We start from the raw sequence: 25,218 nt of genomic DNA, 5'->3' as shown, positions 1-25,218 counted from the left end.
TATGTAGTATTTACTTTTTTAAGAGATTGTGTAAAATAGCAGGTGTAGTGAAGAAGGAGCTGTTTTTTTGAGAGTAACTGTATGTTGCGGTACCTGTTTAGAAAATGAGGAAAAGTTGGCAAAGACCGCTCGTGCCATCGGCAATGCCTTAGCAAAAAATCACATCGAGTTGGTTTATTGCGCCCCTTTGGCTGGCTTGATGAGGGAGATCGTGAAAGGGGTCTTTGAAAAAGAAGGCGCAGTGACGGGGATCTATCCATCAGGTTCCTTTGCAGAAGATTTGCCGCCAATCGTCACTGGATCAAGCACATACACCGAGTTCTATACGGATACAAGGGAGGAACAAACGCAACAATTATTGGAAATGAGCGATGCCTACCTTGTATTACCTGGTGGATTTGGTACACTAGAGGAGTTGTCATCAGTATGCACTTTTTTGACTCTTGGGCCATTGCCAGGCAAGCCGATCGGTGTGTTGGTGAACGAAGGCTTGAAGGATGGACTTAAGCCGCTGCTAACAATGTTTGAAGCTTGGGCTGAACTGCCGGAAACGCTCTTTTTCCTATCTGACGTTGAGTCGTTGATCCAACGATTGGCGGCGAAGGGGTCAGGAAAGGAGTGCTTGGCAGGATGAAGCAGGTCTATTTAGCTGGACCGTTTTTTTCAAACGAACAAGTCGCACGACTCAAACAGGTAGAACGCAGTTTAGCGGAAAACCGACAGCCCTTGGCGATCTATTCGCCGCGCCTGTATCAAGAAGGTTCATCTGAACCCAATCCACCGGAATGGGCGAGAGAAATTTTTGAAAAAGACATGCTGGAATTGACACGAGCCGACGTCGTCGTTGTCGTTTTGGATTACCATGGTGGAATCCCTGATCCGGGAACAGCCTTTAAAATCGGCGCAGCACACGTACGAAATAAACCAGTGATCGCTTTTCAGGAAAAAAGCGCGGCGGTCAATCTGATGTTGACGGAGTCGGTACAAGCGTATTTGACTGATTTGGCGGCACGAATAGCGTATGATTTTGAAGCGATGGCGCACCGAGCATTTGTCGGTGACTATATTTAATAAAGGATGATGAATGTGTTATTAATCGCAGGAACGATCGGGGCAGGAAAAAGCAGTTTGACTGATTTTTTATCGAAGGAAATGGCGTCGAAGCCTTTCTATGAAAACGTGGAGGACAACGATGTCCTGCCATTGTTTTATTCCAATCCAGAACGATACGCCTTTTTATTGCAGATTTTTTTCTTAAACAAAAGTTTTTTAGGGATGCGGGAAGCGTTGTCGAATGATGACAATGTCATTGACCGCTCCATCTATGAGGACAGTTTGATGTTTCATCTAAATGCCGATCTAGGTCGCATCGCACCGATGGAAGTCGAACAATACGATAACCTGTTGAATACGATGCTGCGGGAATTGGAAGAATCGGCGCCGTTGAAACATCCAGATTTAATGGTTCATATCAAAGTTTCCTTGGATACAATGATCGAACGGATCAATAAACGTGGCCGTTCCTATGAACAAATTGCCAACGATCCGACATTGTACGACTATTACAAAGAATTGAATCAGCGATATGATGAATGGTATGAAAACTTTGACGTTTGTCCGAAAATGCAAATCGATGGGGATCAATTGGACTTTGTTGCCAATCAAGACAACCTCATGGTGATCCTCGAGATGATCCAAGAAAAATTGGCAGAGGTCCGTCAGACCCATGGCAAAGGCCACTATTGTACGGACAAAGCCATCGCAAAAGGTGATTTTTCCAAGAAAAATTAAAGCAGAGAAGCAACCGATGATTCTTGCCAGTTGGTTGAAAAGCAGTCATCCCTGTCAGCTTTTTTATGATTAATCGAAGTGCTTGAAAACGGCGATTTTACAGGATTAAAGAGCAATCCTTGTTGTCAAACAAATTATTCAATGGCGTTTGCAGTAAACAAAAGGAAATTGGTCAGCACCGAAGACGCCGTTTTCGGTGCTTTAGTGTTTCAATTATCTATTGAGAGACATATTCGCGCCAGACACCAGCAGCAAAGGCAATGACTCGTGTTGGTGTGTCAAGAGTCTGTCCATGTGGTCACTAGGGTGAGTTACTAGCTGATTGAGTGCATCAAGTGTTATTCAAACGGGTGAATGCTGCGCGATACTAATAGTAGATACAATGACCAGCACTTCATTGAAGAATATTTTGACGAAAAGTAGAGAGATTCGCTTGTAGTCTATTGCCAAGCGAATGCTTCTCTTTTTTTATTGCTAAGGGCTGTTTTGTGCCAGCGTATGATTTGATCAAGAAAACATCGCTACGATTATATCGAAAAGTTTCTGAAAAAAATTTGCATATTCATCTTTTGCTCCGTATACTAGTTTAGGACGTTGTTTATAAAACGCTGTATCATCGTACATATTTTTTTGATAGGAGGAATTGCATGAAAGACAAACGAAAAGTCTTGCGTCCATTAGGATCAGGGTTTGCGATGGCGGTTCCTTTATTTATAGGGATTCTTGTTCAGGACCCTTTGATAAGTTCTGTGGGGGCGATGGGGGCTTTTTCATACTTAGCTTTTCAACATCGGTCCCTGTTTTATAATCTGCGCGCCATTTTGACCCACGGTGCGGCGCTACTGCTAGCCTTTATTTTAGGTGCTGGGACAGCACTGATTCCTTGGAGCGCGCCTTTTATTATCGGTGCGTTATCGTTTTCTGCGTTTTTGTTGTCAAAAGTGATGCGGATCCCCAAGCCGGATTATTTCTTCGTGTTGATGCTTTATGCCACCGGCTTTAATTTTCACGCCGCGCACCTTGGAGAGATCTTGCACCACAGTTCCTATTTGCTTTATGGCATCGCAGGCTCGCTGCTTGCTGGACTGGTGATTTCGTTAGCTGAACAGCTACCGTTGAAAGAAGAAAAAACGGCCTTTCAACAACTGAGCTTGCACGAGAAATATTCGCTGGCATTATCTCAGCAACCAGAAATGGTTATCAAGGCGTTGCACTTTTCTTTGATCTTGTTTATTGCCACCTACATTGCCTATCTGTTGCGGGACAGCAACGGGTATTGGATCTTGATTTCCGCTGCTGCCGTCTTGGCAGGGGAACATATGGAAAAAATCAAAAATCGCACGATCGGCAGGGTACTGGGAGGAATCGTAGGGCTGCTGCTGGGTTTCTTATTGATGTCCTTGCATATGCCCCTTGAAGCGATCGCAGTGGTATTGATCATTCTAAACATATTGACGGAGTTTTTTATGCCAGTCAATTATACCGTTGCTAATTTCTTTACCAACCCACAAGTCCTGCTGTTAATGACGATCGGTACTAGTTTTACGCCACTGAAATTGATCCCATTGCGTTTTTCAGGGGCATTGATTGGCAGCGTGCTGGCAATGCTGTTGATCTTTCTAATGGATTGGGCAGTAAAGCAAATGGAGCAAGCGCTGGGAAATAAGCCAGAAGACACGACGGATCAAACACAATAGCATGCACCATCATCGATAAGCAAGAGCAGCTGCTCTTGCTTTTTTTGCATCTGATCCTCTATCTAAACGTTTTCTCCATTGGATAGGAAAAAGAAGGGAAATGTGAAATAATCGAGCAAAGGTTCCTATTTTGAAATAGAAGCGTTTACATTTTTGCAAACTAAAGTGGCAGAAACATCTACTTTTTTTGTTGTAAGCGAAATCATATACTCAAATCAGAGAAGGAGAGAAAGTTGTGAAAAAACGAATCGTAGATGTTTTGCATCGCCTGTTGGTGACTGATTATCCACTATCCATCGAGCAACTGGCAGAAGAGACCGCAGCCAGTGGGCGGACGATCCGCAATGATTTGAATGAGATCAACACGTTTCTTGCTGACTTACACATCGGACCGATCCAAACCCTTCGAGGAAAGGGCATCCTTTTGAAACTGACCTCGAAGCAGCAAGCCATTGTTTGGCAGGCATTACAGGCACAACAGTCGGAATATATGACCCGTGAAGAGCGGAGTTTTGATCTGCTACTGCATCTGACATTTTCAAAAGAGATCCTGGTGTTGAATAAAAAAGAAGAAGCGTACCAGATATCGAAAAGCAGCATGGATGAAGACATGCGCCGTTTGCGGGCGGACATCAATAAATATGGCATTGAGATCATTAGTCTAGGAAAAAAAGGACTGCGGTTGAATGGATCGGAACGAGCGATTCGGACGATGATTTTTGACATCATCAATCAGCGGATCGGTAGGCTGCCACTTGATAAACAGACCCCAGATTTAGTCTTTACGAAATTGCTTTATCGCTATTTGCCGCAAAAAGCAATCAAACAGATCCAACAAGTGATGCAAGCAGTGTTGCCGCCAAATCAAAATGAGTTGTATAGCAGCCAAATCTTATTTTTTACCGCCATTTGGCTGATGCGCATCAGAATGAAGGAATTTATCACACGCATGAACTGGTCTACTTCCAGCAATCCGCTCCAAGGGTCAGCCTATATCCAGGCGATCGCTGAAACCTTTTCGATCGAGCCACCAGAAATCGAAGTCAACTATCTTTCTTTCATCATCGAATCACTGAATTTTAAAGATTTGTCCAATTCCATCGAATGGGCGCATGCGCAACTCTTGTCGCTGCAGCTGATCCAATTTGTGGAATGCCAAACCAAGATCCCTTTTAGTAAAAAGGAAGAAGAGTTGTTAGAGGGATTGTATAAACATATGGCCGCGCTGATCGTTCGAGCCAAAAGCGGCATTCAAGTCCCCAATCCGATCAAAGAGACTGTTCGCAAAAATTATGGACAAATCTACCAAGCCGTCAAGGGCTTCGCCCCCACGATCGAAGAGATCGTCGGACAACCACTATCAGAAGATGAACTGACATTTCTCGTGATCCATTTTTCTACAGCCTTAAGTTCATTGAACCACGAAATCATTACGATCTATAAGGCGGTCGTTGTCTGTAACCATGGAATGGCAACCGGCAATCTGCTGGCAGCCAGCCTCAAGGAGAAATTTCCAGAAGTAGAAGTCGCGGCAGTCTTGAATTCACAAGAAGTCAATTTGATTACGAAATTCGATGTGGATCTGGTTTTTTCAACCTATGAGATCGATTATCGAGAAAAGCCGGTATTACTGATCCCACCGATCATCAATGAAGAAAATCACCAAGTGATCCGCCGTTTCTTAAAAAACAATGAACAGTTCAAGCGGATCGCCTTTGACCAAAAAAATGCCACGCTGTTCTTCAATCAGTTGCTTACAGTCATTGAAGAAAGTGGCGGGACGGTCGATGCTGCCGCCTATCGCAAATTGACACACTTGTTTGAACAAAATCAATTAGCCATTAATGCAAGGGAGATTCAGCCAATGTTAAAAGATGTTTTATCCGCTAGTCATATTCAATTAAACGTTCCTGTTCAAAATTGGGAAGAAGCCATTGAACGCTCGGCGCAGCCGCTAGTAAAAGAACAGATCATCGAAAAACGCTATATCGAGGCAATGGTTGCGGCGGTGGAGGAATACGGTCCTTATATCGTCATTGGCAAACATTTGGCGCTGGCGCATGCACGACCAGAAGATGGCGCCCAGCAGTTGGGTGTGAGTGTCCTCACCTTGGCGCCGCCAGTCGCATTTGGGAACCCAGAAATGGACCCCGTCAAAATCATTTTTTGCTTGGCTGCGGTGGACTCCTACTCTCATCTTGCCATCATGAAGGAATTGATCGAACTGATCAATGATGAAGAAAAAGTCACGCAGTTACTGGCTTGTTCCACGATTGAAGCTTTTCAATCATTGCTATTTTCATAAAAAAAAGAAAAGAGGAAAAAATCATGAACAAATTATCGATCTTATTCGTATGCGGTGCAGGTCTTGGCAGCAGCTTTGCGGCTCAGATGTCAACAGAAGATGTCTTAACGAAATTAGGAGTGGAGGCGAAATTGGATCATGTCGATATCTCATCAGCGGTATCAATGAAACCAGACATCATCATTACAGCAGAGAATTTTCGGACGCAATTTGAAAAGTTTGCTTTGGACCCGACAACCGCAATCATTTATTTACGCAACATTGTTTCAAAACCAGAAATCGAAGAAAAAATCACCCCGGTATTAACGGAAAAAGGCGCACTGTAAGGAAGGGTCATGACGAAGGGAGTTTGAAAAAATGGGCATCATCAATTTTATTATTGATAATATTTTAACGCAGGCATCGATCACGATCGCCTTGATCGCGATGTTAGGACTGCTGCTTCAGAAAAAGTCAACAGGTCAAGTCATTTCAGGAAGTTTGAAGACGCTATTGGGCTTTCAGGTTTTAAGCGCTGGTTCTAGCATCATCGTCGGTAGTTTGACCTATTTCGGCGAGATTTTCACAGAAGGATTCGACATGCAAGGCATAATCCCTTCCATCGAAGCCATCAACGGGCAAGCGATGAATGAGTTGGGCTTGGGGCGGGACATAGCGCTGACATTTTTAGCCATCTTTGTTTTTAATATTTTATTGGCACGCTTTACGAAATGGAAATATATTTTCTTAACGGGTCAGGCCATTTTATGGATGGCGACCATGACGACGGTTTTTGGCTATTTCGCTGGTTTACGGGGCGTTGTCTTGATTCTCGTTAGTGGGTTGATTGGGGCGATCTTTGCCGTAGCGATGCCAGCGATGGCTCAGCCTATCATCCGTAAAGTCACTGGGTCAGATGACATTGCTCTCGGACATTTCTGTACGATCGGCTACCTCTTTGAAGCAGGCGTTGCCTATCTGTTTGGAGAAAGAGGCGAGAAGAAAAAATCGATCGAAGACATCAAACTGCCACGTTCTTTTGAATTTTTACAAGACACCTATCTTTCTGTCATGGTCGTGATGGTTCCACTGTATATCGTGACGGTCTTGTTTGCTGGAGAAACCTTTGCTTCTACGCTCTCTGGTGATCAAAACTATATCATGTATGCCTTCTTGCAAGCCATCCAATTCGTGGTTGGGGTCTATGTTTTGTTAGCAGGCGTCCGGTTGCTCTTAGGCGAGATCGTTCCTGCGTTTCGTGGGATCGCCATGAAATTGGTGCCTGATGCAAAACCAGCACTCGATTGTCCAGTGTTCTTCCCATATAGCCCAAATGCAGTTATTTTAGGCTTTATTACTACAACGATTGGGACAGTCATTGCCATGTTCGTTTTACCAGTCTTTGGCTTGGCGATGATCTTGCCAGGGATGCTGACGAACTTCTTTGCCGGCGGTACCGCTGGGATCTTCGGCAATGCGGTCGGTGGACGTCGAGGGGCGATCATCGGAGGGATCTTCCACGGCTTCTTCATTACGTTACTGCCAGCCCTACTTGTAACGATCTTCAATCAAATGGGCTTTGTTAACGCTACGGCAACCGATGTGGATACCGTCACGGCAGCCTTGCTATATGCATGGATCATCAGTCCCTTATTGAAAAACTTTTAATCGCTAGGAGGAAGACGCATGTTCTCTTTTTTCAAAAAAGAAAAAAAGCCCACAGAAACACCAGCGGTTCCTTTGACCGCTGAAGAAAGCCAAGAAGCAGAAGCGCTTATTGGAAACTTAGAAAGTCAGTTGCAAGCAGAACCTGACAGCGACGAACAAGCAAAATTGTATGAAGCGTTAGGCTTAGCCCAGGCTAAACTTTCTCGCACAGAAGAAGCGATCGACGCATTGGAAAAAAGCTTGCAGGCGAAAAAATCGATCGGGGACGGCTACAAAAAACTGATGTCCCTTTACAATGCTCAGCGTGCCGCCGCCGCACGAAACGGCGACGATGCAAAGATCGACTATTACATGGACAAAATGGAAGAAATGCGGCAAATCGCCAAACAACTTACGATCAGCGGCAATTAAACTAGACGAGGTGGAATCAAGGATGTATACAACATTAAAAGAAGTAACGAAAACAGCAGAAGCATTGAATTTTACAGTGGGGGCTTTTAATACCCATAATTTAGAAATGCTGCCAAGCATGCTGCGGGCAGCCAAAGAGATGGGGGCACCCATCATCATTCAAACAAGTATCGATACGGCGAAATACATCGGCTATGATGTCTTGGTCAATGTCGTCAAAACGATTGCCGATCACGAGCTAGTGGACGCTGTCTTGCATTTGGACCATGCCAGAGATTTCGATGAGATCAAAGCAGCGATTGATAGCGGCTATAGCTCGGTGATGTATGATGGCTCGCATTTGCCCTTCAAAGAAAACATTTTGAAAACGCGCGCAGTCGTAGAATACGCCCATGCCCATGGGGTGTCCGTCGAAGGAGAATTAGGAACGATCGGCGGCACAGAAGAAGGCATTCATGTGGAAGAAGACGATAAAGTCTTCACACGCCCAGAAGATGCGGTAGAATTTGTCGCTGCTACTGGCGTCGATGCGCTAGCCATCGCTATCGGAACCAATCACGGTCAATTCCGCTCCAAAACCGAAGTGAATGTTGCGTTATTGAAGGAAATCCATGCGGTCGTAGACGTGCCGCTAGTCATTCATGGAGGAACTGGCGTCAAAGAAGAAGATTATCCTGAATTGATCAATAACGGCATTCGCAAGTTTAATGTAGGTACTGAATTGTTGGTGAATTGGACGAAGATCGCAAAAGAAAATTTTGGGGCAACGGAAGTCAACAAATCATTGCGCCACAACGTGATCCCATCCAATGAAGCCATCAAAGTAATCGTCAAGCACAAGATCGGCCTTTTCATGAATACGAAAGCGCCGACTGCGATCGGCAAATAGATGGTACGCAAAAAGATGCTTGTTTTATTGGCAGGCAGCCCTGGAACCGGAAAAAGTTATTTACTGAATCTGTTGAAGACACGTTTTCCTGATCTTTTCTCTCTTACGCCGGATGAAATCAAAGAGTGCTATGCCGAATCCCTCGGCTTTGATTCATTGGCAGAAAAAGCCCAGATCGAAAAGCAGTATGTTTGGCCTTTTTACTATCAGGCATTAGGCTTGTACATGTCTTTAGGAAAACGTTTGGTGGTCTCGGAATACCCCTTTAGTGAAAAGCAGAAGCCCTTGCTGAATTTTCTCGCCCAAAGCTATGGCTATGACTGCTTGACCATACGTTTGACAGCCTCTTTTGAAACCTTATGGGAAAGACGCTTCTTACGTGATCGTGCGGATGACCGCCATTTGAGTTTTATCATGGAACGATACCATTACGGGGATGTGCTGGAAGATAGACAAGCTGCAACCAACCATATAACCAAAGAAGCGTTTCGGCAAATCATCACCGATCGCTGTTACAATGACTTTCAGTTAGGGGAGCTTATCGAAGTCAATGTGGAAGAGTACGAGCAAGTGGATTATCGCCCATTGATCGAGAAAATTGCAATTGAGCTAAGTAAATAAGCAAAGCAGTGGGCGTTATACCTGGTCTAGGTACATGCCAACTGCTTTTTTTGATGAGCTATTTCTCATGACTTAGCTTTTGGGGAAGTTTAGCTGTCAAAGCAAGACGGATTGTTTCTTATGTCTCAGAAGACTTTCTTTTGCAAAACTGGCGATTTCCTCTAGAATAAGAAGCATAACAGAGAAATGGAAAAGGCGGGGAATGGATGAAAGATTATTTTGCGCAATACAAACGCCTGTTATCGATCGCTGAAGCAGGTTTGTACTATGGCAAAGATGTGTACGATAAGGAACGTTACCAAGAAATCAAAGAGTTGGCATTGCATTTGATGAGTACCGTCGTGGATCAAGACGCAGCTGCGTTGACCCTTTTAACAGAAAATAATGAGGGCTATCCTACGCCTAAAGTCGATGTACGAGCATTGATCCAAAAAGATGAAAAAATTTTGCTAGTGGAAGACAGCCTGACGAAAGAATGGTCACTGCCGGGTGGCTATGCAGAAATTGGTTTGACACCACGGGAAAACATCAAAAAAGAAGTGCTGGAAGAAACTGGCTTGCTCGTTGAGGTCAAGGAGCTGCGAGCAATTTTTGATACGAATCTAAGACCAGACATTCCACAAGTGTTTCAATACTATAAGCTGGTCTTTGCCTGTGATGTTTTGGCAGGGGACTTCATCAAAAACAGTGAAACCTCCAACAGCGATTACTTTGCGTTGAACGAGTTGCCAAAGCTTTCCATCAAGCGCACCACCAAGGAACAGCTGGAGCAATTGGTGAATGAGAAGTCTTTACACGTGGATTAGAAACAACTAAGGGTAAGATGTTGGAAAAAGCGTTTTATTGGTTTTTTTAACCGGATAATATTTACTTGCAGATAAAGTTGGTTTATGATTGATTTCGTCGTTTTCATTATAAAAAATCAAGCAATCGTGATACCTTTGCTTGATTGCTGGAGGAGTAAAAATGAAGAATCAAATCAATTCCTTTTTTGGGCTGGATGCCCTACAAACAACGGTCAAGCGAGAAATCTTAGCTGGATTTACCACCTTTATCTCAATGGCCTATATTTTATTCGTCAATCCAACGGTCCTTGGGGCATCTGGGATGGACGAAGGTGCCGTCTTTACAGCAACGGCGTTAGCCAGTGCATTGGGCTGTATCTTGATGGGGGTTTTAGCAAAATACCCGATCGCTACGGCACCCGCATTAGGGATCAACGCTTTCTTTTCTTATTCAGTCTGTATTGGAATGGGGGTTCCATGGCAAACAGCATTAGCCGGTGTGTTTGTGGCATCACTGATTTTTATCGTGATCACGATCTTCAAATTACGGGAGCTGATCATTGATGCGATCCCTGCTGATTTAAAATATGCCATCTCTGGCGGGATCGGTCTGTTCATCGCCTTTCTGGGATTGAGCGAAGGCGGGATCATCGTTTCCGACGATTCGACCCTTGTGGCACTAGGTTCATTGAGTGTCGGTACAACGTGGCTGACGATTTTTGGTTTAGTGATCACTGCCGTCTTGATGGTTCGCCGAGTTCCTGGCGGAATTTTTATCGGGATGGCCGCAACAACTGTTTTAGGTCTTTTGACTGGCTTGATCCAAGCACCATCCAGTATCGTTTCTGCTGCACCAAGTATTTCTTCCACATTCTTAGTGGCGCTCAACCATGTAGGAGACATCAATTCTCTGCAAATGTGGGTCGTAGTACTGACTTTCTTACTCGTCACTTTCTTTGATACCGCAGGCACCTTGGTAGGGCTGGCCAACCAAGCGGGCTTCATGAAAGACAACAAAATGCCACGAGTCGGCAAAGCACTTGCTTCTGACTCCACTGCCATGCTCGCCGGTTCTTTATTAGGGACATCACCAGTAGGGGCGTATGTGGAATCTTCCGCTGGGATCGCCGTGGGCGGTCGTTCTGGCTTGACTGCCGTGACGACTGGAATTTTCTTCTTGTTCGGCTTGTTCTTTTCACCATTGCTATCCGTTGTCACTTCTCAAGTGACCGCACCAGCACTGATCGTCGTAGGTGTATTGATGGCGCAATCGCTGCGAGAAATCAAATGGCACGAAATGGAAATTGCAATCCCAGCCTTCTTGATTCTATTAGGCATGCCGTTGACCTACAGCATCTCCGATGGGATCGCGTTGGGCTTTATCTTTTACCCAATCACCATGTTAGCAGCCAAACGCGGCAAAGAAGTCTCACCGATCATGTACGGCTTGTTCTTTGTCTTTCTTGGGTTTATGTGGATTTTGAATGTGTGATAGAGGGGTTTCAATGTAAAGTTAAAGTAGGATTTCTACTAATGAAAAACCAGTTAAGCGTGGCTTAGCTGGTTTTTTTATTATATGTCGCTTGCTATAAAAATGTTCAGAATCGAATAAGGGTTTACTATTCGTGGTTTATCTGCTGACGAATCAGGGCGTTGTGTTGCTTAAAAAATATACTCAATGATCTGATCGATCTTCGCCATAGCTTGTAAAGGGAGGTTTTAGTTTCTCTACCATTCATTGATTGTAAGATGACTTTGAAGTGAAGCTTCATTCCAAATTCTCCTATCCCAACAATTTTCACGCAAAACCTGCGCTTTTCTTTCAGTTATTGTTATAATAAAAGAAAATGCAAAGGTGGGAAATCATGACAACGATCAAGGACATTGCTGAAAAGGCGGGAGTAGCGAAAAGTACGGTTTCCCGCTATCTGAACAATGGCTATATCAGTGAAGAAAAGCGCAAAAAAATTGATCAGATCATTGCTGAAACTGGCTATCGTCCTAATACATTTGCTCGATCGCTGAAAGCCCAAGACACGAAATTGCTAGGCGTGATCATTCCTCGGCTGAATTCACCATCGACAAATGATGTGTTGAAAGGGATCGATACGACGGCACGGGAAAATGGCTATCAAATGCTGATCACCAACTCTGATCAAAGCGATGAACGGGAACTAGAAAATATCGAAATGCTGGTTAAACAAAAAGTAGCAGGGATGATCCTTTTTGCGCGTAAAATCACGCCGCAGCTGCAAGCGGTGCTGGCAGAGGTTCCTATGCCGGTTTTATTGTTAGGCCAACAGTTAGCTGGCATTCATTCCATCGTCCATGAAGATTATCAAGCGGGCAAAACCATGGCAGAATATGCAGTCAGCGCTGGCCACCGACGTTATTTATTCGTTGGGGTCAGCGAGAATGATTATGCGGTAGGTGTCTTGCGAAAAAAAGGATTTCTTGATGTCTTGGCACAAACCCCCAACGTCAAGGTGGACTTTATCGAAACGTCTTTTTCTAGAAGAGAAACGTACCAAAAAGCTCTTGTGTTCTTGAAAGATCAACCGGCAACGTACATCGCCTGTGCTACGGACAATATCGCTGTTGCTGTATTGAAAGCCGCCCATGAACTAGGGTACCAAGTGCCGCAAGACTTTTCCTTGAACGGATTTGGCGGCTATGATTCGACGGATTATGTCTATCCGACCATCACAACGACCCAATATCCCTATGTCCAATTAGGCATCGATGCCGTCTTAACGATCCAAAAACTGACACAAGGGGAAGAGGTTCCTGAAGTGATCGAATTACCGAATCGATTAGTGGTCAAACAGTCGACTGCCAAGCTTGACAATCAGGAGCGATAAAGCAAATATTTTTCGAGAAAACAGAACGTCCAGTTGCGGCGTTCTGTTTTTTTATTTTCTTTGCTTGCAATTGCAAACGGTTTCTGTTAATCTACAAATGTAGAACCGGTTCCACAAATGGACCGACGATCAAAGGAGTGGGAAAAATGAAGGAACAAAAAACGATCGACCAAGTGTTAGAAGCTGTTGGCGGCAAAGAAAATGTCAAAAACTTTGAACACTGTGCCACACGTTTGCGCTTGATTTTGAAAGACGATCAGTTAGTAGATAAAGACAAAGCGGAAGCAGTTGAGGGCAGCAAGGGCTATTTTTTCAACACCGGACAGCATCAATTCATTTTTGGAACAGGAAAAGTCAATGAAGTGTATCAATCCTTCGCCGCAGAGATGGGCAATGACGCCTCCGCTGAAAAAGCTGGCTTCAAAGATGATGTGTATTCGAATCTGTCACCCGTCCAAAAAGTTGTCCGTACGTTGTCAGATGTCTTGGTGCCACTGATTCCAGCTTTGGTGACGACGGGGCTCTTGATGGGGATTCGGGGATTATTGACCGAGTTGGGGGTCACCTATAGTGCTGACTGGTTAGCTATGTTTGAAATGTTAACGGATACAGCGTTTGCCTTTTTACCTGTTTTGATCGCCTATAGTGCGACGAAAAAATTCGGCGGTAATCCGATCATCGGGATCGTGGTAGGATTGATGATGGTGGCACCGCAATTGCCGAACGCTTGGGCAGTTGCCAGCGGGGATGCAGAGCCACTGCACTTATTCGGTTTATCGATCTCTGGGTATCAAGGGTCGATTTTTCCAGCAATTATTGTCGGGATCTTAGTTTCTAAGCTAGAAAAATGGTTCCGTAAATTTGTTCCGCAAATGATGGACTTGATCGTGACACCATTCTTAACGATTGTCATTACTTTAGGTTTGATTTTGTTTGCGTTAGGACCAATCTTGCAAGTAGCTGAAAGAGCAGTCATCAACAGTATCGTCTACTTGGTGCAAGCACCATTGGGCATCGGTTATATCATTTACGGAGGAGTTCAGCAAGTGATCGTGATCACTGGATTGCACCATTCGTTAAGTATTATTGAGTTAGGGTTATTGAATACGACAGGCGAAAACGTCCTACAAGTCTTAGGTACAGCAAGTATGGCGGGACAATTTGGGGCTGCGATCGCTGCGGCATTTATTTATAAAAACAAAGTCAAACGCTCAAATGCCATCAGTGCGGCGGTTCCAACCTTATTTGGGATCACGGAACCTTTACTATTTGGGGTCAACTTACGCTCGATGCGGATTTTTGGCGCAGGCATGTTGGGGGGCGCAGTCGGCGGGTTTGCGACGTATGTCTTCCAATTAGCTGCCACTGGGATGGGCATCACTTTTATTCCAGGACTATTGTTGTATACTGGAGATTTCGGTGCCATGCTGAAATACGTCGTCGTGATTTTGATTGCCTTTGGTGTCGGTTTTGCTGGTGTCCAATTGCAGCGCAAACCGCTAGCCAAAGAGTTGAACCAATAAATAATCCCTTGCTGTTCATCGGCAAGAGAAAAGAGGTACCACAATGTTAACGAAAGAATACTGGGCACAGCTTGCCCAAACTCAAAGCGAATTAGCGGAAAAAATCCGTGCTGATGCGTGGCGCTTGAACTATCATTTGATGCCAGAAACAGGATGGATGAACGACCCGAACGGTCTTTGCCAATTCAAAGGTGTCGTTCATTTTTACCATCAATATGTACCGCAAACGCCCCACGGCGGAGAACCCCCCCACTGGGGACACAAAACGTCGACGGATTTTGTCACGTTTCAAGAAGAAGCGCTGTTTCTTTCTCCCGAACACGACTATGACAAAGACGGGGTCTACTCGGGTTCTGCCTTTATCGAGAATGACGCGATCCATTTCTTCTATACTGGGAATGTCAAACATCCCGGTGATCATGACTATACCTTTAGTGGACGAGAACAAAACACGGTCCATGTAATCAGCAAGGACGGCTATACCGTCGAAAAGCAAGAAGTTGTGATTCCACATGAGGACTATCCTGAAGGATTTACCGATCATATTCGTGACCCAAAAGTTTTTGCTCACGAAGACACCTACTATATGCTGCTAGGCGCGCGTACGTTGGAAAACGAAGGCAAAATTTTGATTTATGAATCGACGGATTTAAATGAATGGACCTATCGAGGAATCTTTTTCGGTGAGGACTATGCGCTAGGCTACATGTGGGAATGCCCAGACTACTTCCATTTAGATGGCAAAGATGTGTTGGTCTTCTCACCGCAAGGCTTGGCAGCCAAAGAACATGCCTACCAAAATATTCATCAATCAGGGTATCTGATTGGTGAGGTGGATTGGGAAACCCTGACGTTTAAAGAAACTTCTGCGTTTCGTGAACTTGATTATGGCTTTGACTTCTATGCCCCGCAAACCTTTGAAGATGAGCAGAAACGTCGGATCTTGTGGGGCTGGATGGGGCTAGGGGATACCAGTCCTGAATACAGCAATCCTACGATCACTCGCGGCTGGCAGCATGCCGCAACGCTGCCAAGACAGCTTTCGGTCAAAAATGACCAGTTGTATCAAGAACCTTTGCCAGAATTCCAAAAATTGCGAGACAAGCAAGTCAGCCAAAAAATTGTGCTTTCAGAGAAACCGCAGCACTTGTCTTTCGATGAATTGGCATATGAGTTGCAAGTTACGGCGGAAGTCCCATTGCAGCAGTTCCAGCTTGGACTTTTGCAAGATACGACTTTGGCTTATGAAGCTGGTGTCTTGACGATCCATCATGGCGTTTCTGGCTACGGTCGTAAACAGCGCAGTGTCAAGGTCGATGAACTGACGCAGCTGCAGATTTTTGTCGATACGTCTTCGATTGAGATCTTCCTAAATGGCGGGCAATATTGTTTGACCTCTCGCGTGTATCCCAAACGGACCGAGGCGATCGCTCTCAGCGGAACCGGCACGGTTACTGTCAATACTTGGGCATTGGCGAAAAAATAAAGCAACGATCCGAAAACGACAGCAAACAGTTGGTTTTTCTTGTTGCACCCCCAAGAGTCAGCTTTTTCTCTGGCTTTTAGGGGGCATCATACCAACTATTTCGCTGTCGTTATTTGCTTGTTACTGTTTTTGTTGGTTTTGGATAAAGGTCTGCAGCGCAGGTGCATCGATCCGATAGCCGTCTGCAGTTTTTGTGACTAGTTTTTGCGTTTTGAAATCTTTTAAGGTATACGTCAAATGGCGATAGCTCACGCCTAAGTATTCTGCGGTCTCCGTCAATTTTTCTTGAAAAAGATCATCGATCGAAGCTTCCAACAGTAGATGAGCAAGGCGCCAAGCTAAGGGATAGGTTTGATTGACGGAAAAATGATCCATACGCAGCAGCAATTTTTCACCGATAGTTTTGCCTAGTGCTTGTACGAAAGCCAGGTCTTGCATGAGCCCGTGAGCTGCTGCTTGCATCGGAATGCCCAGACATGTTGTTTCACCGATCGCAACCACGGTTTTCGGTACTGTTTCGGCGCCAATCAACGTGAGATCGCCAATGCAATCACCAGAATGGAGAAACTGCAGCAAGGCACGTTTGCCGTTTTCTTGCGTTTGAATGATCTTGGCTTTGCCAGTCAATAGGACGAAAAAGACCGACATCGGCACCGTTTCTTTTTGGATCGCTTCTCGATGATCAAAGGTCCAGAGGGCACTTTGTTGTAAAATCTCCTCAGGAATCGGTAAGGGGCAGCTTTCTTTGATTGGTACCTGCTTTATTGCCAAGGCATAAGCGGTTTTTTTCACTTTTTCCCTCCAAACTAGGAGAAATCTCCTATTTGTTTTTAGTCAGTATAGCACATACTTAGAAAAGCAAAAAAGAAAGTGTGGGAGAAAAAATGAATAAAAAGCAATGGATAGGATCCGGGATTTTTTATGGGCTGAGTGCATTCGGGATCAGCTTGACCATTAAAGCAAGCGTTGGGGTCAGTAGTTTTAATGCCTTGAATGTCACGCTGGCAACGATGTCAGGAATCAAAGTCGGCACCATCACAACAGCCATCAACTTGGGCTTTTTAGCTGCCTGTTGGCTATTGGATCGGCGGCAGACGTCCCTCAAACAAAAAGGCAGTGAGTACTTGATTATGTTTTTCGCTTTGCTGGCATTCGGCTATTTGATCAATGGCTTTGTTTACTACTTCTTGGCATCGCTGCACTTGACGAATTATTGGGGCCAACTAGCTGCTTTGATCGGTGGGATCTTGATTTCTGGAACGGCGACGGGGCAAGTCTTACGGTTGCAGGTCTTGAAATTTCCAATCGAGCACTGGTGTCATTTGCTGGCGCAACGCAGTCGCTGGACGTTCAAGCAGTACCGTTATGGCGTTGATGCGGTCTGTATTTCGGGGGCGCTCTTGCTAGCGATCAGTTTGGGCTTACCGCTAGCGGTGAGGGAAGGGACGGTCATTAGTTTCTTTTTGCTGTCGGGTGCCATCGCTTGGTCGAAGGAACGTGACTTGACTTTGGGAATACCGACACGGCAAAAGCGTCAAGGGTAAATCCTTCAACGCCTTTTGATCTTACGCATCAAATTGCACAGTGATCCCGGATTTCGTCAATTGTTCCCATTCACGGATCGTTGGCAAACGACCTTGACAAAATAGCTGATCGTCGACATAAACGAGCGGAAGACAGCTGCGCCCATTGCTTGCTAATTGCTGACTAAGGTCTTGATTCGTATAGAAAGGGGCAGGATCTTCTGTAAAGAAGTATTCGTTGATCGCTAAAGGTTCGTTATGAAATGTTTGATGAGCCTGGGTCCTTTCTTCATTTATTTTTAACTGGTGAGTCAAGTGTGCTTCCCAAGTATCTTCTTTCTGGTCGGCATAAACAGCGATCGTTGGCATTGCATCAAATCCTTTCATGACAGCTGATTTGTCAAAAGTATACCTGAATTTCTTGCCACGAGCAAAAAAAGAGTGGCAAAAAGAAGTGAAACAACAAAAAAAGACGCAAATGCGTCTTTTTTGTTGTTTCTTATTCGTCAGCGGGTAAAAAATCGAAATTGGTCAACTCGTTGTAAGAATACGCTTGATCGATTTGACCCTTGTCTTTCGTCCAAGCAATGATTGCGTCGAATTGCTCTTGCGGCACTGCCTGGGCATACGGATAGTCTTCCTGGCTGTCTAAGTAAGTACTCATAGCATCGGGAAATTGATAGTCTGCCAAGATGTCGGCATAGTCTTTTGCTGAATGAGCATTCATGTAATCGATGGCTTCGTTGTAAGCAGTGTAGAATGCTTTTAGGTCTTGCGGGCGATTTTGGATAACTTCGTCCATAAATTGCAGTGTGCCGCCTTTGATGCCAGCATCTTTAGAGCTGCCTAAAACAATCGCCCCTTGGGCAGCCAACATGCTGGCTTGCGGTTCCGTATAAACAGCGCCATCGACTTGGTCATTGAGCAATGCTTCGGAACGGGCAGAAAAAGAAGCGATATCCACGATGTCATAGGTAAAATCATTTTCCTGTGCAAATTGGTCCATGATGTATTCTAAAATGAAATTCGGTACAAGGGTGATTTTTTTATCCGCTAACCCTTTCATCTCAGTGATTCCTGAATTCGGTGAAGCGAGAATCTTGAAGTTTTCCAAAATATCAGAAGTGATCGTCATATCGATGCCGTTTTGCTTGAAGGTCGCTTCTGTCATGACATCGCTGATGGTACCATCCAGCTCGCCTGCCTGCACCGCCACATTGCGGTCATTCGGGGAAGTGAAGGATTTGAGTTCCACAGTCAATCCTTGCTTTTCGAAAAAGCCTTCTTCTTTTGCTAGAATGATCGGAATCGCTGACTCTGCTGGTAACACCCCGATCGTCAATGTTTGATCTGTGACCGCAGCTTCTGTACTGCTAGTGCTGGAATTGCTGGTACTTGCTGTTTCGTCAGTGTTGCCGCAGGCAGCAACGCCAACAGCGAATAGTGCTAGGATACTTGCTAAAATCGTTTTTTTCATTGGTTCAATTCCTCGTTTCTAAATCGTTGTTCAAAAGCAGCCATTGGTAGTGAGAACGGGATGACTGCTCGATGGAGTTCCATTGGCTTGGTTTGTGCCGTATTGATCCCGGGTTTGGTTGTAAATGCTAGAACAAAGCCTTCCTTTTCCAAAGTAGCGATCGTCTGCGGATCATAAAAGCCAAAAGGATAGGCAAAAACATCCTGGATGGCCACATGCTGATTGCAGCTTCGTAAGTCTTGCGCAAAGGAGGCTGGTGTTTCCCACATCGAACGCCCTTGCTGGTCCTTGCGTTCGTGAAAATGATCGGTATGATTGGCATATTCGAAGACATCGCTCATTTCGGCTAATTCGGCGCTGCTCAATGTCCGTGAAACTTCTGGATCGTAAGGCTGAGGGGCATCAAAAAGCCAGCCGGTCACGACAAAGGCAGTTGCCTTGAAACCAGCTTCTTTCAACAGTGGGTAGGCATATTCTTTCATCGATTGATAGCAGTCGTCAAAGGTCAGCAACACGGATTTTTCTGGTAGCGGCTGCTGCCGAAAATAAAAATCTTTGACTTCTGCAAGGGTCAACGTATGGTAATTTTCTGCTTTCAAAAAGTCGATTTGTTGTTTAAAATGAGAAGTGCTATTGAATAAGGGCAGAGGCAAGGCATCTTGATAACCGTCTGCGACTTTGATCGGGCGAACCTGATCATAAAGTTCTGCTTCGGGACGTATTTCATGAAATACGAGGGTCTGAAACATCATAAACCATCCTTTCTTGTCAATCACGCAAAAAATAGTATAGCATAAAATGTGAAAACCAACACAAATAATTTGAAGAAAGAAGTTTATTCTCTGATGAGTATTCTATTCGATTCCGTTTCCTTTACCTATGGAGATACTGCCATTTTTAAAAACCTTTCGTTTTGTTTTGAACAAGGCGCGACCTATGTGCTGCTGGGAGAATCGGGGATTGGCAAAAGCACGCTTTTATCCTTGATCAAAGGGTTGCAGCGACCGCAATCCGGCACGATCACTTACCAAGGCTGTTCCCCTGACAACATCGAGGTCGTTTTCCAAGAACTGCATTTGTTTCCTTGGCAAACAGTCTACCAAGCCCTGGAAATGCCGCTGCTTATCAACCAAATCCCTAGTGAGCGCCGTAAAAAACGGGTCACCAGCTGTATTGCTGAGTTGGGATTGACGCAGGTGCAAGACCGCTATCCGCATCAGCTTAGTGGCGGTCAAAAACAACGGACCGCCATGGGGCGGGGACTGATCACACAGCCCGATGTTTTATTATTGGATGAGCCGACCGCTTCGCTAGATCAAGAAACCAGAGCAAACGCCCAAGCCATGATCGCTGCCCAACAGCAGCGTAGACAAAACAGCTTGATTGTGGTGACCCACGATCCAGAAGAGGCAGTGTTTTTGGGGCAGACGATTTTGCTGCTAAAAGATCAAGGCGTTACGCCGATCAGTAATCCTTTTTACGGCAGCCAGCAGGAACGAGACTCATTGGCTTTTTATGAAGTCGTCTTGCAGTTGAAAGAACAAATGAGGGAGGCGAGGCAATGAAAACCATCAAATCTTTTGCTTGGGGCTTCTGTTCGTTTGTCGTGGTTTGGTGGGGTGTAAGCTGGGTGACCAACAATCGCTCATTGCCTAATCCTTTAGAAACGGCCGAACGTTTTTGGGCACTGCGAGAAGTCTTACTGATCCACGCAGGTGCCAGTTTGCTGCGGGTGTTTGCGGCGTTGAGTGGGGCGTTGCTGGTCGGGGTGCCGTTAGGGATCTTGATTGGGCGATCCCAAAGAGCGGATCGGCTGCTTGGTCCACTGCTTTACTTTTTATATCCGATTCCTAAAGTTGCGTTTTTACCCGTCTTTATGATTTTCTTTGGCTTAGGCAATCTCTCAAAAGTTCTCTTGATTTTTGCGGTGATCGTCATTCAAGTGATCGTCTCGATTCGTGATGCAGTCACAAAGATCCCGCCAGCGTATTTTCAAGTCATGAAAAATTATACGAACCAATGGCGCCATGTCTTGCGCTTCGTTATTTTGCCCGCGCTCATGCCCGCACTTTTTGCCAGTGTAAGGGTCAGTATCGGGATCGCGTTGGCTTCCCTCTTTTTTGCCGAAAACTATAACACGACGTATGGTGTCGGCTATCTGATCTTAAGTGCGTGGTCAAAAATGGACTACCCGCAAATGCTTTCCGGGATCCTTCTGATTGCTTTGATGGGCTATCTGCTTTTTGCCAGTATCGATTGGTTGGAAAAAGTGGTGTGCCGTTACCGACAATCTTAGAAAATGAATGGTTGCTCCATTGTATGATAGTATTTATTGATAAGAAAGAGCGATCGAGCAAGAAAAACAAAGTTGATCGCAATACTAAGGAGTGAGCGAGTGATAGGGTTTATCTATTTTATTGTCATTGTTTTGGCGAATGCAGTAGGTGCAGTTTCGGGTATGGGTGGTGGTGTATTGATCAAACCGATTTTCGATTTTATCGGCGCCCATTCTGTTGCTGCGATCTCTTTTTACTCGGCGACAGCGGTCTTCACGATGTCCATCGTTTCGACAGCTAGACAATTAGCCAGTGGACGGAAAATCAATTGGTCGATTGCCTTGTGGGTTTCTGGTGGTGCTGTGTTAGGCGGTGTTTTAGGCAATGTTGCCTTTGAACAGCTATTGCTGGTTTTTCGAGACGACAAGATGGTTCAGCTGATCCAAATCCTTGTGACCGTGCTGACACTATTGTTTGCTTTTTTGTATACAAAATATAACTGGCGCGGGTTTGCGTTGGAAAAAGTCGGCTGGTATGCAGCTTGCGGTTTGATTCTCGGTTTTCTAGCCAGTTTGCTGGGGATCGGCGGCGGACCCATCAATGTTTCTTTATTGATGCTGCTATTTGCCATGCCGATCAAAGAGGCGACGATTTATTCAATTTGTACGATTTTTTTCTCACAGCTGGCAAAAATTTTGACGATCGCTTTTTCGACAGGTTTTGGTCTATATGACCTCAAGGTTTTATGGTTTGTCATTCCGGCAGCCATTGTTGGGGGACTCATCGGGGCAAAGGCAAGCAATGTCCTTTCGACCCAGCGGGTGACACTGGTTTTTCAAACAGTGATCGTTTTGGTTTTGCTGATCAATATTTACAATGGCATTCAACTATTTTTCTAATTCAATCGGCTTGCTTAACTATGAAAAAGCGGCACCTTTCCTCGTGGATAGGTGCCGCTTGTTTTATTGCCATTCGGATTGATAATTTCCTTTGAGATCATAGACATAATTGATCTCGGTGCGATTACGAATCCCATTTACCCCAACGGTCCAAGTCCATTCGCCTTGGAAGCCGTTTAAAATGACGATGCTGACGCCAGGGACATAGTGATCCAGCTGAGCTGCTCGCGCCTCAGAATCCTTGATGATCTTGGGAATGACGCCCCAGTCGATGGCATCAAAGGCAATGGTATCTTCCATCGAAAGCTCGATCGTATCGTCGTCTTTTTTCCATTTGGTCAACAGATTTTCTGGGTAATACCAATACTCGTCTTGCAGGCCTGTGTTTGGATTGATCACTCGTGCAACTGCATAAATGCCGCTTTTTAGCGGGACATTGCGGATGTGAAAACTATAGCTGACCAGTTGCAGCTCTTTGTTCTTGAATGAAGATTGATTTGGCAGCGCCGCCATAATTTCTTTGGCACTGGTTTCTTCTCGAAATAGTTGGCGGTCTACAGGTAAAAAGGTGGAAACTACGCCAATACAAAAGAGAATCGCTGGCAGCAAGAGCAATGAGAATAACCAGTAAAATGGCGATTTTTTGCGTTTTTTGAGGCCGATGATCAGACCGATCAAAAAGACCAGCAGGATCCCTGCTACCCAAAAGTAGGGGAACAGACGAATGATCTGATGCCTGGTTTCAACGACTTGGTATTCATTCAGACCAAACCAATTTTCCGCGATGGTGAGGTTATTTAAAACAATAATTCCGCCAATAATACTTAGAATAAATAAGAAAATCAATAGCAAAAGCATCCGACCGAGTATCCGACGTATCAGCGAGGGTCTAGTAGGTGGGGTCATGAGTCACGTCCTTTTTATATTTTCGAAAATAGCAGGTTAAATACAAGAGTAGTACAACTGGTGTTTTTTTTCAATGATTGTAGACAAAAAAACTGCATCCGCAGATGCGACCTCAAAAAGTTAGACCAAAAATCTAACTTTTTTTGGGTCAGTACACCGCAGATGCAGGTTTTATTTTCATTTAGTCGAGTGTTTGTTGGCGGGCGATAGCTGGAAAGAATTTCAGGCTATACAATGCGCTGATCCCAACTAAAATATAAATGACGCGGGCAATGATCGACGTGCTGCCGCCGGTGATGGCTGCGACAAGGTCAAACTCGAAGGCGCCGACCAGCAGCCAATTGATCCCACCGATGATCAATAGGGTCAGTGCGATCCCATCAAATGTTTTTAACATAGGAAACTCCTCTCTAGTTGTCCTCCCATCAACTTTCATCGTCGGTGATGGTGACATCTTTTTCTTTCTCCCCTTGTTGATTGCGATCATTATAGATATAGACATGGCGAACGATTTTAATCAGCGGGCGAATGGTCAAAAAGACTCCGCCGATCAAATAGGCGATCGTTCCGTAAATCGCAGGCAAGCTAGTTAATGAAACGATACTTCCGAAAATATAAAACAAGCCCGTCAAAATATCATTCGTAAGTGAGATCAACATGTAGCGATTTTGAAAGTAGATGCGAAAGCGGCTTGCCTTGATGATCACATCTTCTTCTTTTCCCGGATCGAATTGATGTTCACTCCGTTTGATTTTTGGCATAGGTGCTATCACTGCTCCTTTATTTGTGCTAAGGTTTCAAGACAACTTTGATGTTCTTGTCTTCTTTTTTGTCAAAAATCTCATACGCTTTGGCAGCATCTGCTAAAGGCATCGTGTGGGTGATGATCTGTGACGGGTCAAACAAACCATCGGCAATCATGTCATAAATTTTCGGCATTAAATGGATCACAGGTGCTTGCCCGTGTTTGACATCAATGTTGCGCATAAAGAATTCTTGCAATGGATAAGAAGAAGCTGGAGTCATGTAAACGCCAGTGATTTGGACGGTACCAAATTTTTTGACTGCCTTAGCGGCCATCTGGATCGGTGAGATCGTGCCACTTTGTAAGCTGAGTAGGTTTTTGGCTTTTTCTTTGACGGGTTCTAAACCATCCATCCCAACACAGTCGATGATCACATCAGCGCCACCTTTGGTCAGCTCATACAGTTCATCAGCACTAGTAGCCAAATCATCCAACTGGAATGTTTCGACTTGATTGTAGCTGCTGGCTTTTTCTAAGCGATGAGCAACAGGGTCCACGGCAATCACCCGCTTAGCGCCTGCCATCACGGCAAATTTTTGGGCAAACAAGCCAACTGGTCCTGAGCCTAAGACGATCACGGTATCATCCTTTTTGACGCCAGCATTTTGGACACTCCAATACGCTGTTGGTAAGATGTCAGATAAAAACAATACTTTTTCATCAGGGATCGTGGATTCAGGTACGATAAACGAGGTGAAATCTGCGAAAGGTACGCGCAAGAATTCGGCTTGACCGCCCCAGTGGTTGCCGTTCATTTTTCCAAAACCGAATAAGCCGCCATACAATGTATCTTCTGAAGAATTGTCGCATTGACTTTCCATTTCATTTTGACAAAAGTGGCAATGGCCGCAACCGATATTGAAAGGGATGACGACGCGATCGCCTTTTTTTAGTTTCTGTACTTGACTGCCGACTTCTTCGACAATACCCATTGGTTCGTGACCAACAACATAGCCTTCTTCCAAAACAGAGCCGCCATGGTGGTAAAGGTGGAGATCAGAGCCGCAGATTGCAGTTGCGGTGATTCGGATGATCGCATCCGTCGGTTCTAAAATCGTTGGATCTTCTACACGGCGAACGTCCATTTTTTGATTTCCTTGCCAGGTTACTGCTTGCATCATTTTTCCTCCTTGTTTGTTCAGATAAGTTCGGACAATCACTAATTTTTTCAACAACATGTTTTTACTTTTCAGTAACAGATAGTTTAATTCTGCAAGGATTTTAACGATTTGACAACGAAAACGCTCAAAACGGTTGATTTGTTTTTTCTTCATCAATGGTTTAAAAAAAGAAAAACAGATGATTTGCTAAAAAAG

General features: G+C 44.8%; 27 protein-coding genes. 19 read left to right on the top strand and 8 right to left on the bottom strand.

Going from position 1 to position 25,218, the window contains the following annotated elements:
* The first annotated feature begins 67 nt into the window (after window positions 1–67).
* From ENLAB_RS03775 to ENLAB_RS03705, 15 genes are all read left to right on the top strand, one after another.
* Window positions 68–634 carry an LOG family protein gene (locus ENLAB_RS03775; protein ID WP_244352702.1) on the top strand — a complete coding sequence of 189 codons (567 nt, stop codon included), beginning with the start codon at window positions 68–70 and terminating at the stop codon, window positions 632–634.
* Window positions 631–1,071, top strand: a complete 441-nt coding sequence (locus ENLAB_RS03770) for a nucleoside 2-deoxyribosyltransferase (RefSeq protein WP_244352700.1) — start codon at window positions 631–633, stop codon at window positions 1,069–1,071. The genes ENLAB_RS03775 and ENLAB_RS03770 overlap by 4 nt, the downstream gene beginning before the upstream one ends.
* A gap of 15 nt (window positions 1,072–1,086) precedes the next feature.
* Window positions 1,087–1,791: a deoxynucleoside kinase gene (locus ENLAB_RS03765; RefSeq protein ID WP_244352698.1), complete on the top strand. Its 705-nt coding sequence runs from the start codon at window positions 1,087–1,089 to the stop codon at window positions 1,789–1,791.
* Window positions 1,792–2,438: 647 nt separating this feature from the next.
* On the top strand, window positions 2,439–3,488 hold the full coding sequence (locus ENLAB_RS03760; RefSeq protein WP_005234658.1) for an FUSC family protein: 1,050 nt from the start codon (window positions 2,439–2,441) through the stop codon (window positions 3,486–3,488).
* A gap of 235 nt (window positions 3,489–3,723) precedes the next feature.
* A complete protein-coding gene (locus tag ENLAB_RS03755) occupies window positions 3,724–5,793 on the top strand; it encodes a BglG family transcription antiterminator (RefSeq protein WP_244352696.1) in 2,070 nt (689 codons plus the stop codon).
* A 23-nt stretch (window positions 5,794–5,816) separates the two neighbouring features.
* The gene (locus ENLAB_RS03750) at window positions 5,817–6,119 is read left to right on the top strand and encodes a PTS sugar transporter subunit IIB (protein WP_005225455.1); all 303 of its coding nucleotides are present in this window, start codon (window positions 5,817–5,819) and stop codon (window positions 6,117–6,119) included.
* Between the two features lie 31 nt (window positions 6,120–6,150).
* Window positions 6,151–7,440, top strand: coding sequence for a PTS sugar transporter subunit IIC (locus ENLAB_RS03745; protein WP_244352695.1), 1,290 nt, complete (start codon window positions 6,151–6,153; stop codon window positions 7,438–7,440).
* 18 nt (window positions 7,441–7,458) lie between these two features.
* Window positions 7,459–7,851, top strand: a complete 393-nt coding sequence (locus tag ENLAB_RS03740; RefSeq protein WP_244352694.1) for a tetratricopeptide repeat protein — start codon at window positions 7,459–7,461, stop codon at window positions 7,849–7,851.
* Window positions 7,852–7,873: 22 nt separating this feature from the next.
* Window positions 7,874–8,740 carry a class II fructose-bisphosphate aldolase gene (locus ENLAB_RS03735; protein WP_244352693.1) on the top strand — a complete coding sequence of 289 codons (867 nt, stop codon included), beginning with the start codon at window positions 7,874–7,876 and terminating at the stop codon, window positions 8,738–8,740.
* Window positions 8,741–9,361: a zeta toxin family protein gene (locus ENLAB_RS03730; protein ID WP_244352692.1), complete on the top strand. Its 621-nt coding sequence runs from the start codon at window positions 8,741–8,743 to the stop codon at window positions 9,359–9,361.
* 206 nt (window positions 9,362–9,567) lie between these two features.
* On the top strand, window positions 9,568–10,167 hold the full coding sequence (locus ENLAB_RS03725) for an NUDIX hydrolase N-terminal domain-containing protein (protein ID WP_244352691.1): 600 nt from the start codon (window positions 9,568–9,570) through the stop codon (window positions 10,165–10,167).
* Window positions 10,168–10,327: 160 nt separating this feature from the next.
* Window positions 10,328–11,638, top strand: coding sequence for an NCS2 family permease (locus tag ENLAB_RS03720; RefSeq protein WP_081116571.1), 1,311 nt, complete (start codon window positions 10,328–10,330; stop codon window positions 11,636–11,638).
* 373 nt (window positions 11,639–12,011) lie between these two features.
* A complete protein-coding gene (locus tag ENLAB_RS03715; protein ID WP_195264709.1) occupies window positions 12,012–13,007 on the top strand; it encodes a LacI family DNA-binding transcriptional regulator in 996 nt (331 codons plus the stop codon).
* A 146-nt stretch (window positions 13,008–13,153) separates the two neighbouring features.
* The gene (locus ENLAB_RS03710; RefSeq protein ID WP_244352690.1) at window positions 13,154–14,530 is read left to right on the top strand and encodes a PTS transporter subunit EIIC; all 1,377 of its coding nucleotides are present in this window, start codon (window positions 13,154–13,156) and stop codon (window positions 14,528–14,530) included.
* Between the two features lie 43 nt (window positions 14,531–14,573).
* A complete protein-coding gene (locus ENLAB_RS03705) occupies window positions 14,574–16,016 on the top strand; it encodes a glycoside hydrolase family 32 protein (protein WP_244352688.1) in 1,443 nt (480 codons plus the stop codon).
* Window positions 16,017–16,136: 120 nt separating this feature from the next.
* On the opposite strand, the gene ENLAB_RS03700 is transcribed toward ENLAB_RS03705, so the two are convergent.
* Complete coding sequence (locus ENLAB_RS03700) at window positions 16,137–16,808, bottom strand: cyclic nucleotide-binding domain-containing protein (protein WP_244352686.1); 672 nt, start codon at window positions 16,806–16,808, stop codon at window positions 16,137–16,139.
* 92 nt (window positions 16,809–16,900) lie between these two features.
* On the opposite strand from ENLAB_RS03700, the gene ENLAB_RS03695 reads away from it, so the two are divergent.
* A complete protein-coding gene (locus ENLAB_RS03695; RefSeq protein ID WP_244352684.1) occupies window positions 16,901–17,560 on the top strand; it encodes a YczE/YyaS/YitT family protein in 660 nt (219 codons plus the stop codon).
* Between the two features lie 21 nt (window positions 17,561–17,581).
* On the opposite strand, the gene ENLAB_RS03690 is transcribed toward ENLAB_RS03695, so the two are convergent.
* The 3 genes from ENLAB_RS03690 to ENLAB_RS03680 all read right to left on the bottom strand — a co-directional run bounded on the left by ENLAB_RS03690 (window position 17,582) and on the right by ENLAB_RS03680 (window position 19,765).
* The gene (locus ENLAB_RS03690) at window positions 17,582–17,908 is read right to left on the bottom strand and encodes an arsenic metallochaperone ArsD family protein (protein WP_244352682.1); all 327 of its coding nucleotides are present in this window, start codon (window positions 17,906–17,908) and stop codon (window positions 17,582–17,584) included.
* A 130-nt stretch (window positions 17,909–18,038) separates the two neighbouring features.
* The gene (locus ENLAB_RS03685) at window positions 18,039–19,016 is read right to left on the bottom strand and encodes an ABC transporter substrate-binding protein (protein ID WP_142424224.1); all 978 of its coding nucleotides are present in this window, start codon (window positions 19,014–19,016) and stop codon (window positions 18,039–18,041) included.
* Window positions 19,013–19,765 carry a polysaccharide deacetylase family protein gene (locus ENLAB_RS03680; RefSeq protein ID WP_244352680.1) on the bottom strand — a complete coding sequence of 251 codons (753 nt, stop codon included), beginning with the start codon at window positions 19,763–19,765 and terminating at the stop codon, window positions 19,013–19,015. Before ENLAB_RS03680 ends, ENLAB_RS03685 begins: the two co-directional genes overlap by 4 nt.
* 96 nt (window positions 19,766–19,861) lie before the next feature.
* Between ENLAB_RS03680 and ENLAB_RS03675 the strand changes: the two genes are divergently transcribed.
* From ENLAB_RS03675 to ENLAB_RS03665, 3 genes are all read left to right on the top strand, one after another.
* Window positions 19,862–20,581 carry an ABC transporter ATP-binding protein gene (locus ENLAB_RS03675; RefSeq protein WP_244352678.1) on the top strand — a complete coding sequence of 240 codons (720 nt, stop codon included), beginning with the start codon at window positions 19,862–19,864 and terminating at the stop codon, window positions 20,579–20,581.
* A complete protein-coding gene (locus ENLAB_RS03670; protein ID WP_081118232.1) occupies window positions 20,578–21,312 on the top strand; it encodes an ABC transporter permease in 735 nt (244 codons plus the stop codon). Before ENLAB_RS03675 ends, ENLAB_RS03670 begins: the two co-directional genes overlap by 4 nt.
* Before the next feature lie 99 nt (window positions 21,313–21,411).
* A complete protein-coding gene (locus ENLAB_RS03665; protein WP_244352676.1) occupies window positions 21,412–22,191 on the top strand; it encodes a sulfite exporter TauE/SafE family protein in 780 nt (259 codons plus the stop codon).
* Window positions 22,192–22,254: 63 nt separating this feature from the next.
* Here the strand turns inward: ENLAB_RS03665 and ENLAB_RS03660 are convergent, their stop codons facing one another.
* The 4 genes from ENLAB_RS03660 to ENLAB_RS03645 form a co-directional block, all read right to left on the bottom strand.
* Window positions 22,255–23,097, bottom strand: coding sequence for a hypothetical protein (locus tag ENLAB_RS03660; RefSeq protein ID WP_244352675.1), 843 nt, complete (start codon window positions 23,095–23,097; stop codon window positions 22,255–22,257).
* A 181-nt stretch (window positions 23,098–23,278) separates the two neighbouring features.
* The gene (locus tag ENLAB_RS03655) at window positions 23,279–23,494 is read right to left on the bottom strand and encodes a DUF378 domain-containing protein (protein WP_008379021.1); all 216 of its coding nucleotides are present in this window, start codon (window positions 23,492–23,494) and stop codon (window positions 23,279–23,281) included.
* 28 nt (window positions 23,495–23,522) lie between these two features.
* A complete protein-coding gene (locus ENLAB_RS03650) occupies window positions 23,523–23,858 on the bottom strand; it encodes a YrhK family protein (protein WP_077452782.1) in 336 nt (111 codons plus the stop codon).
* Window positions 23,859–23,886: 28 nt separating this feature from the next.
* Entirely contained in the window at window positions 23,887–25,020 is a 1,134-nt protein-coding gene (locus tag ENLAB_RS03645; protein WP_244352674.1) for an alcohol dehydrogenase catalytic domain-containing protein, read from the bottom strand.
* Between the last annotated feature and the right edge of the window lie 198 nt (window positions 25,021–25,218).

Origin of the sequence: Enterococcus innesii, assembly GCF_022846515.1 — a bacterium.
Lineage (GTDB): Bacteria > Bacillota > Bacilli > Lactobacillales > Enterococcaceae > Enterococcus_D > Enterococcus_D innesii.
The sequence above is the reverse complement of the archived record's forward strand: the minus strand, read 5'-3'. Positions and strand labels throughout refer to the sequence as shown.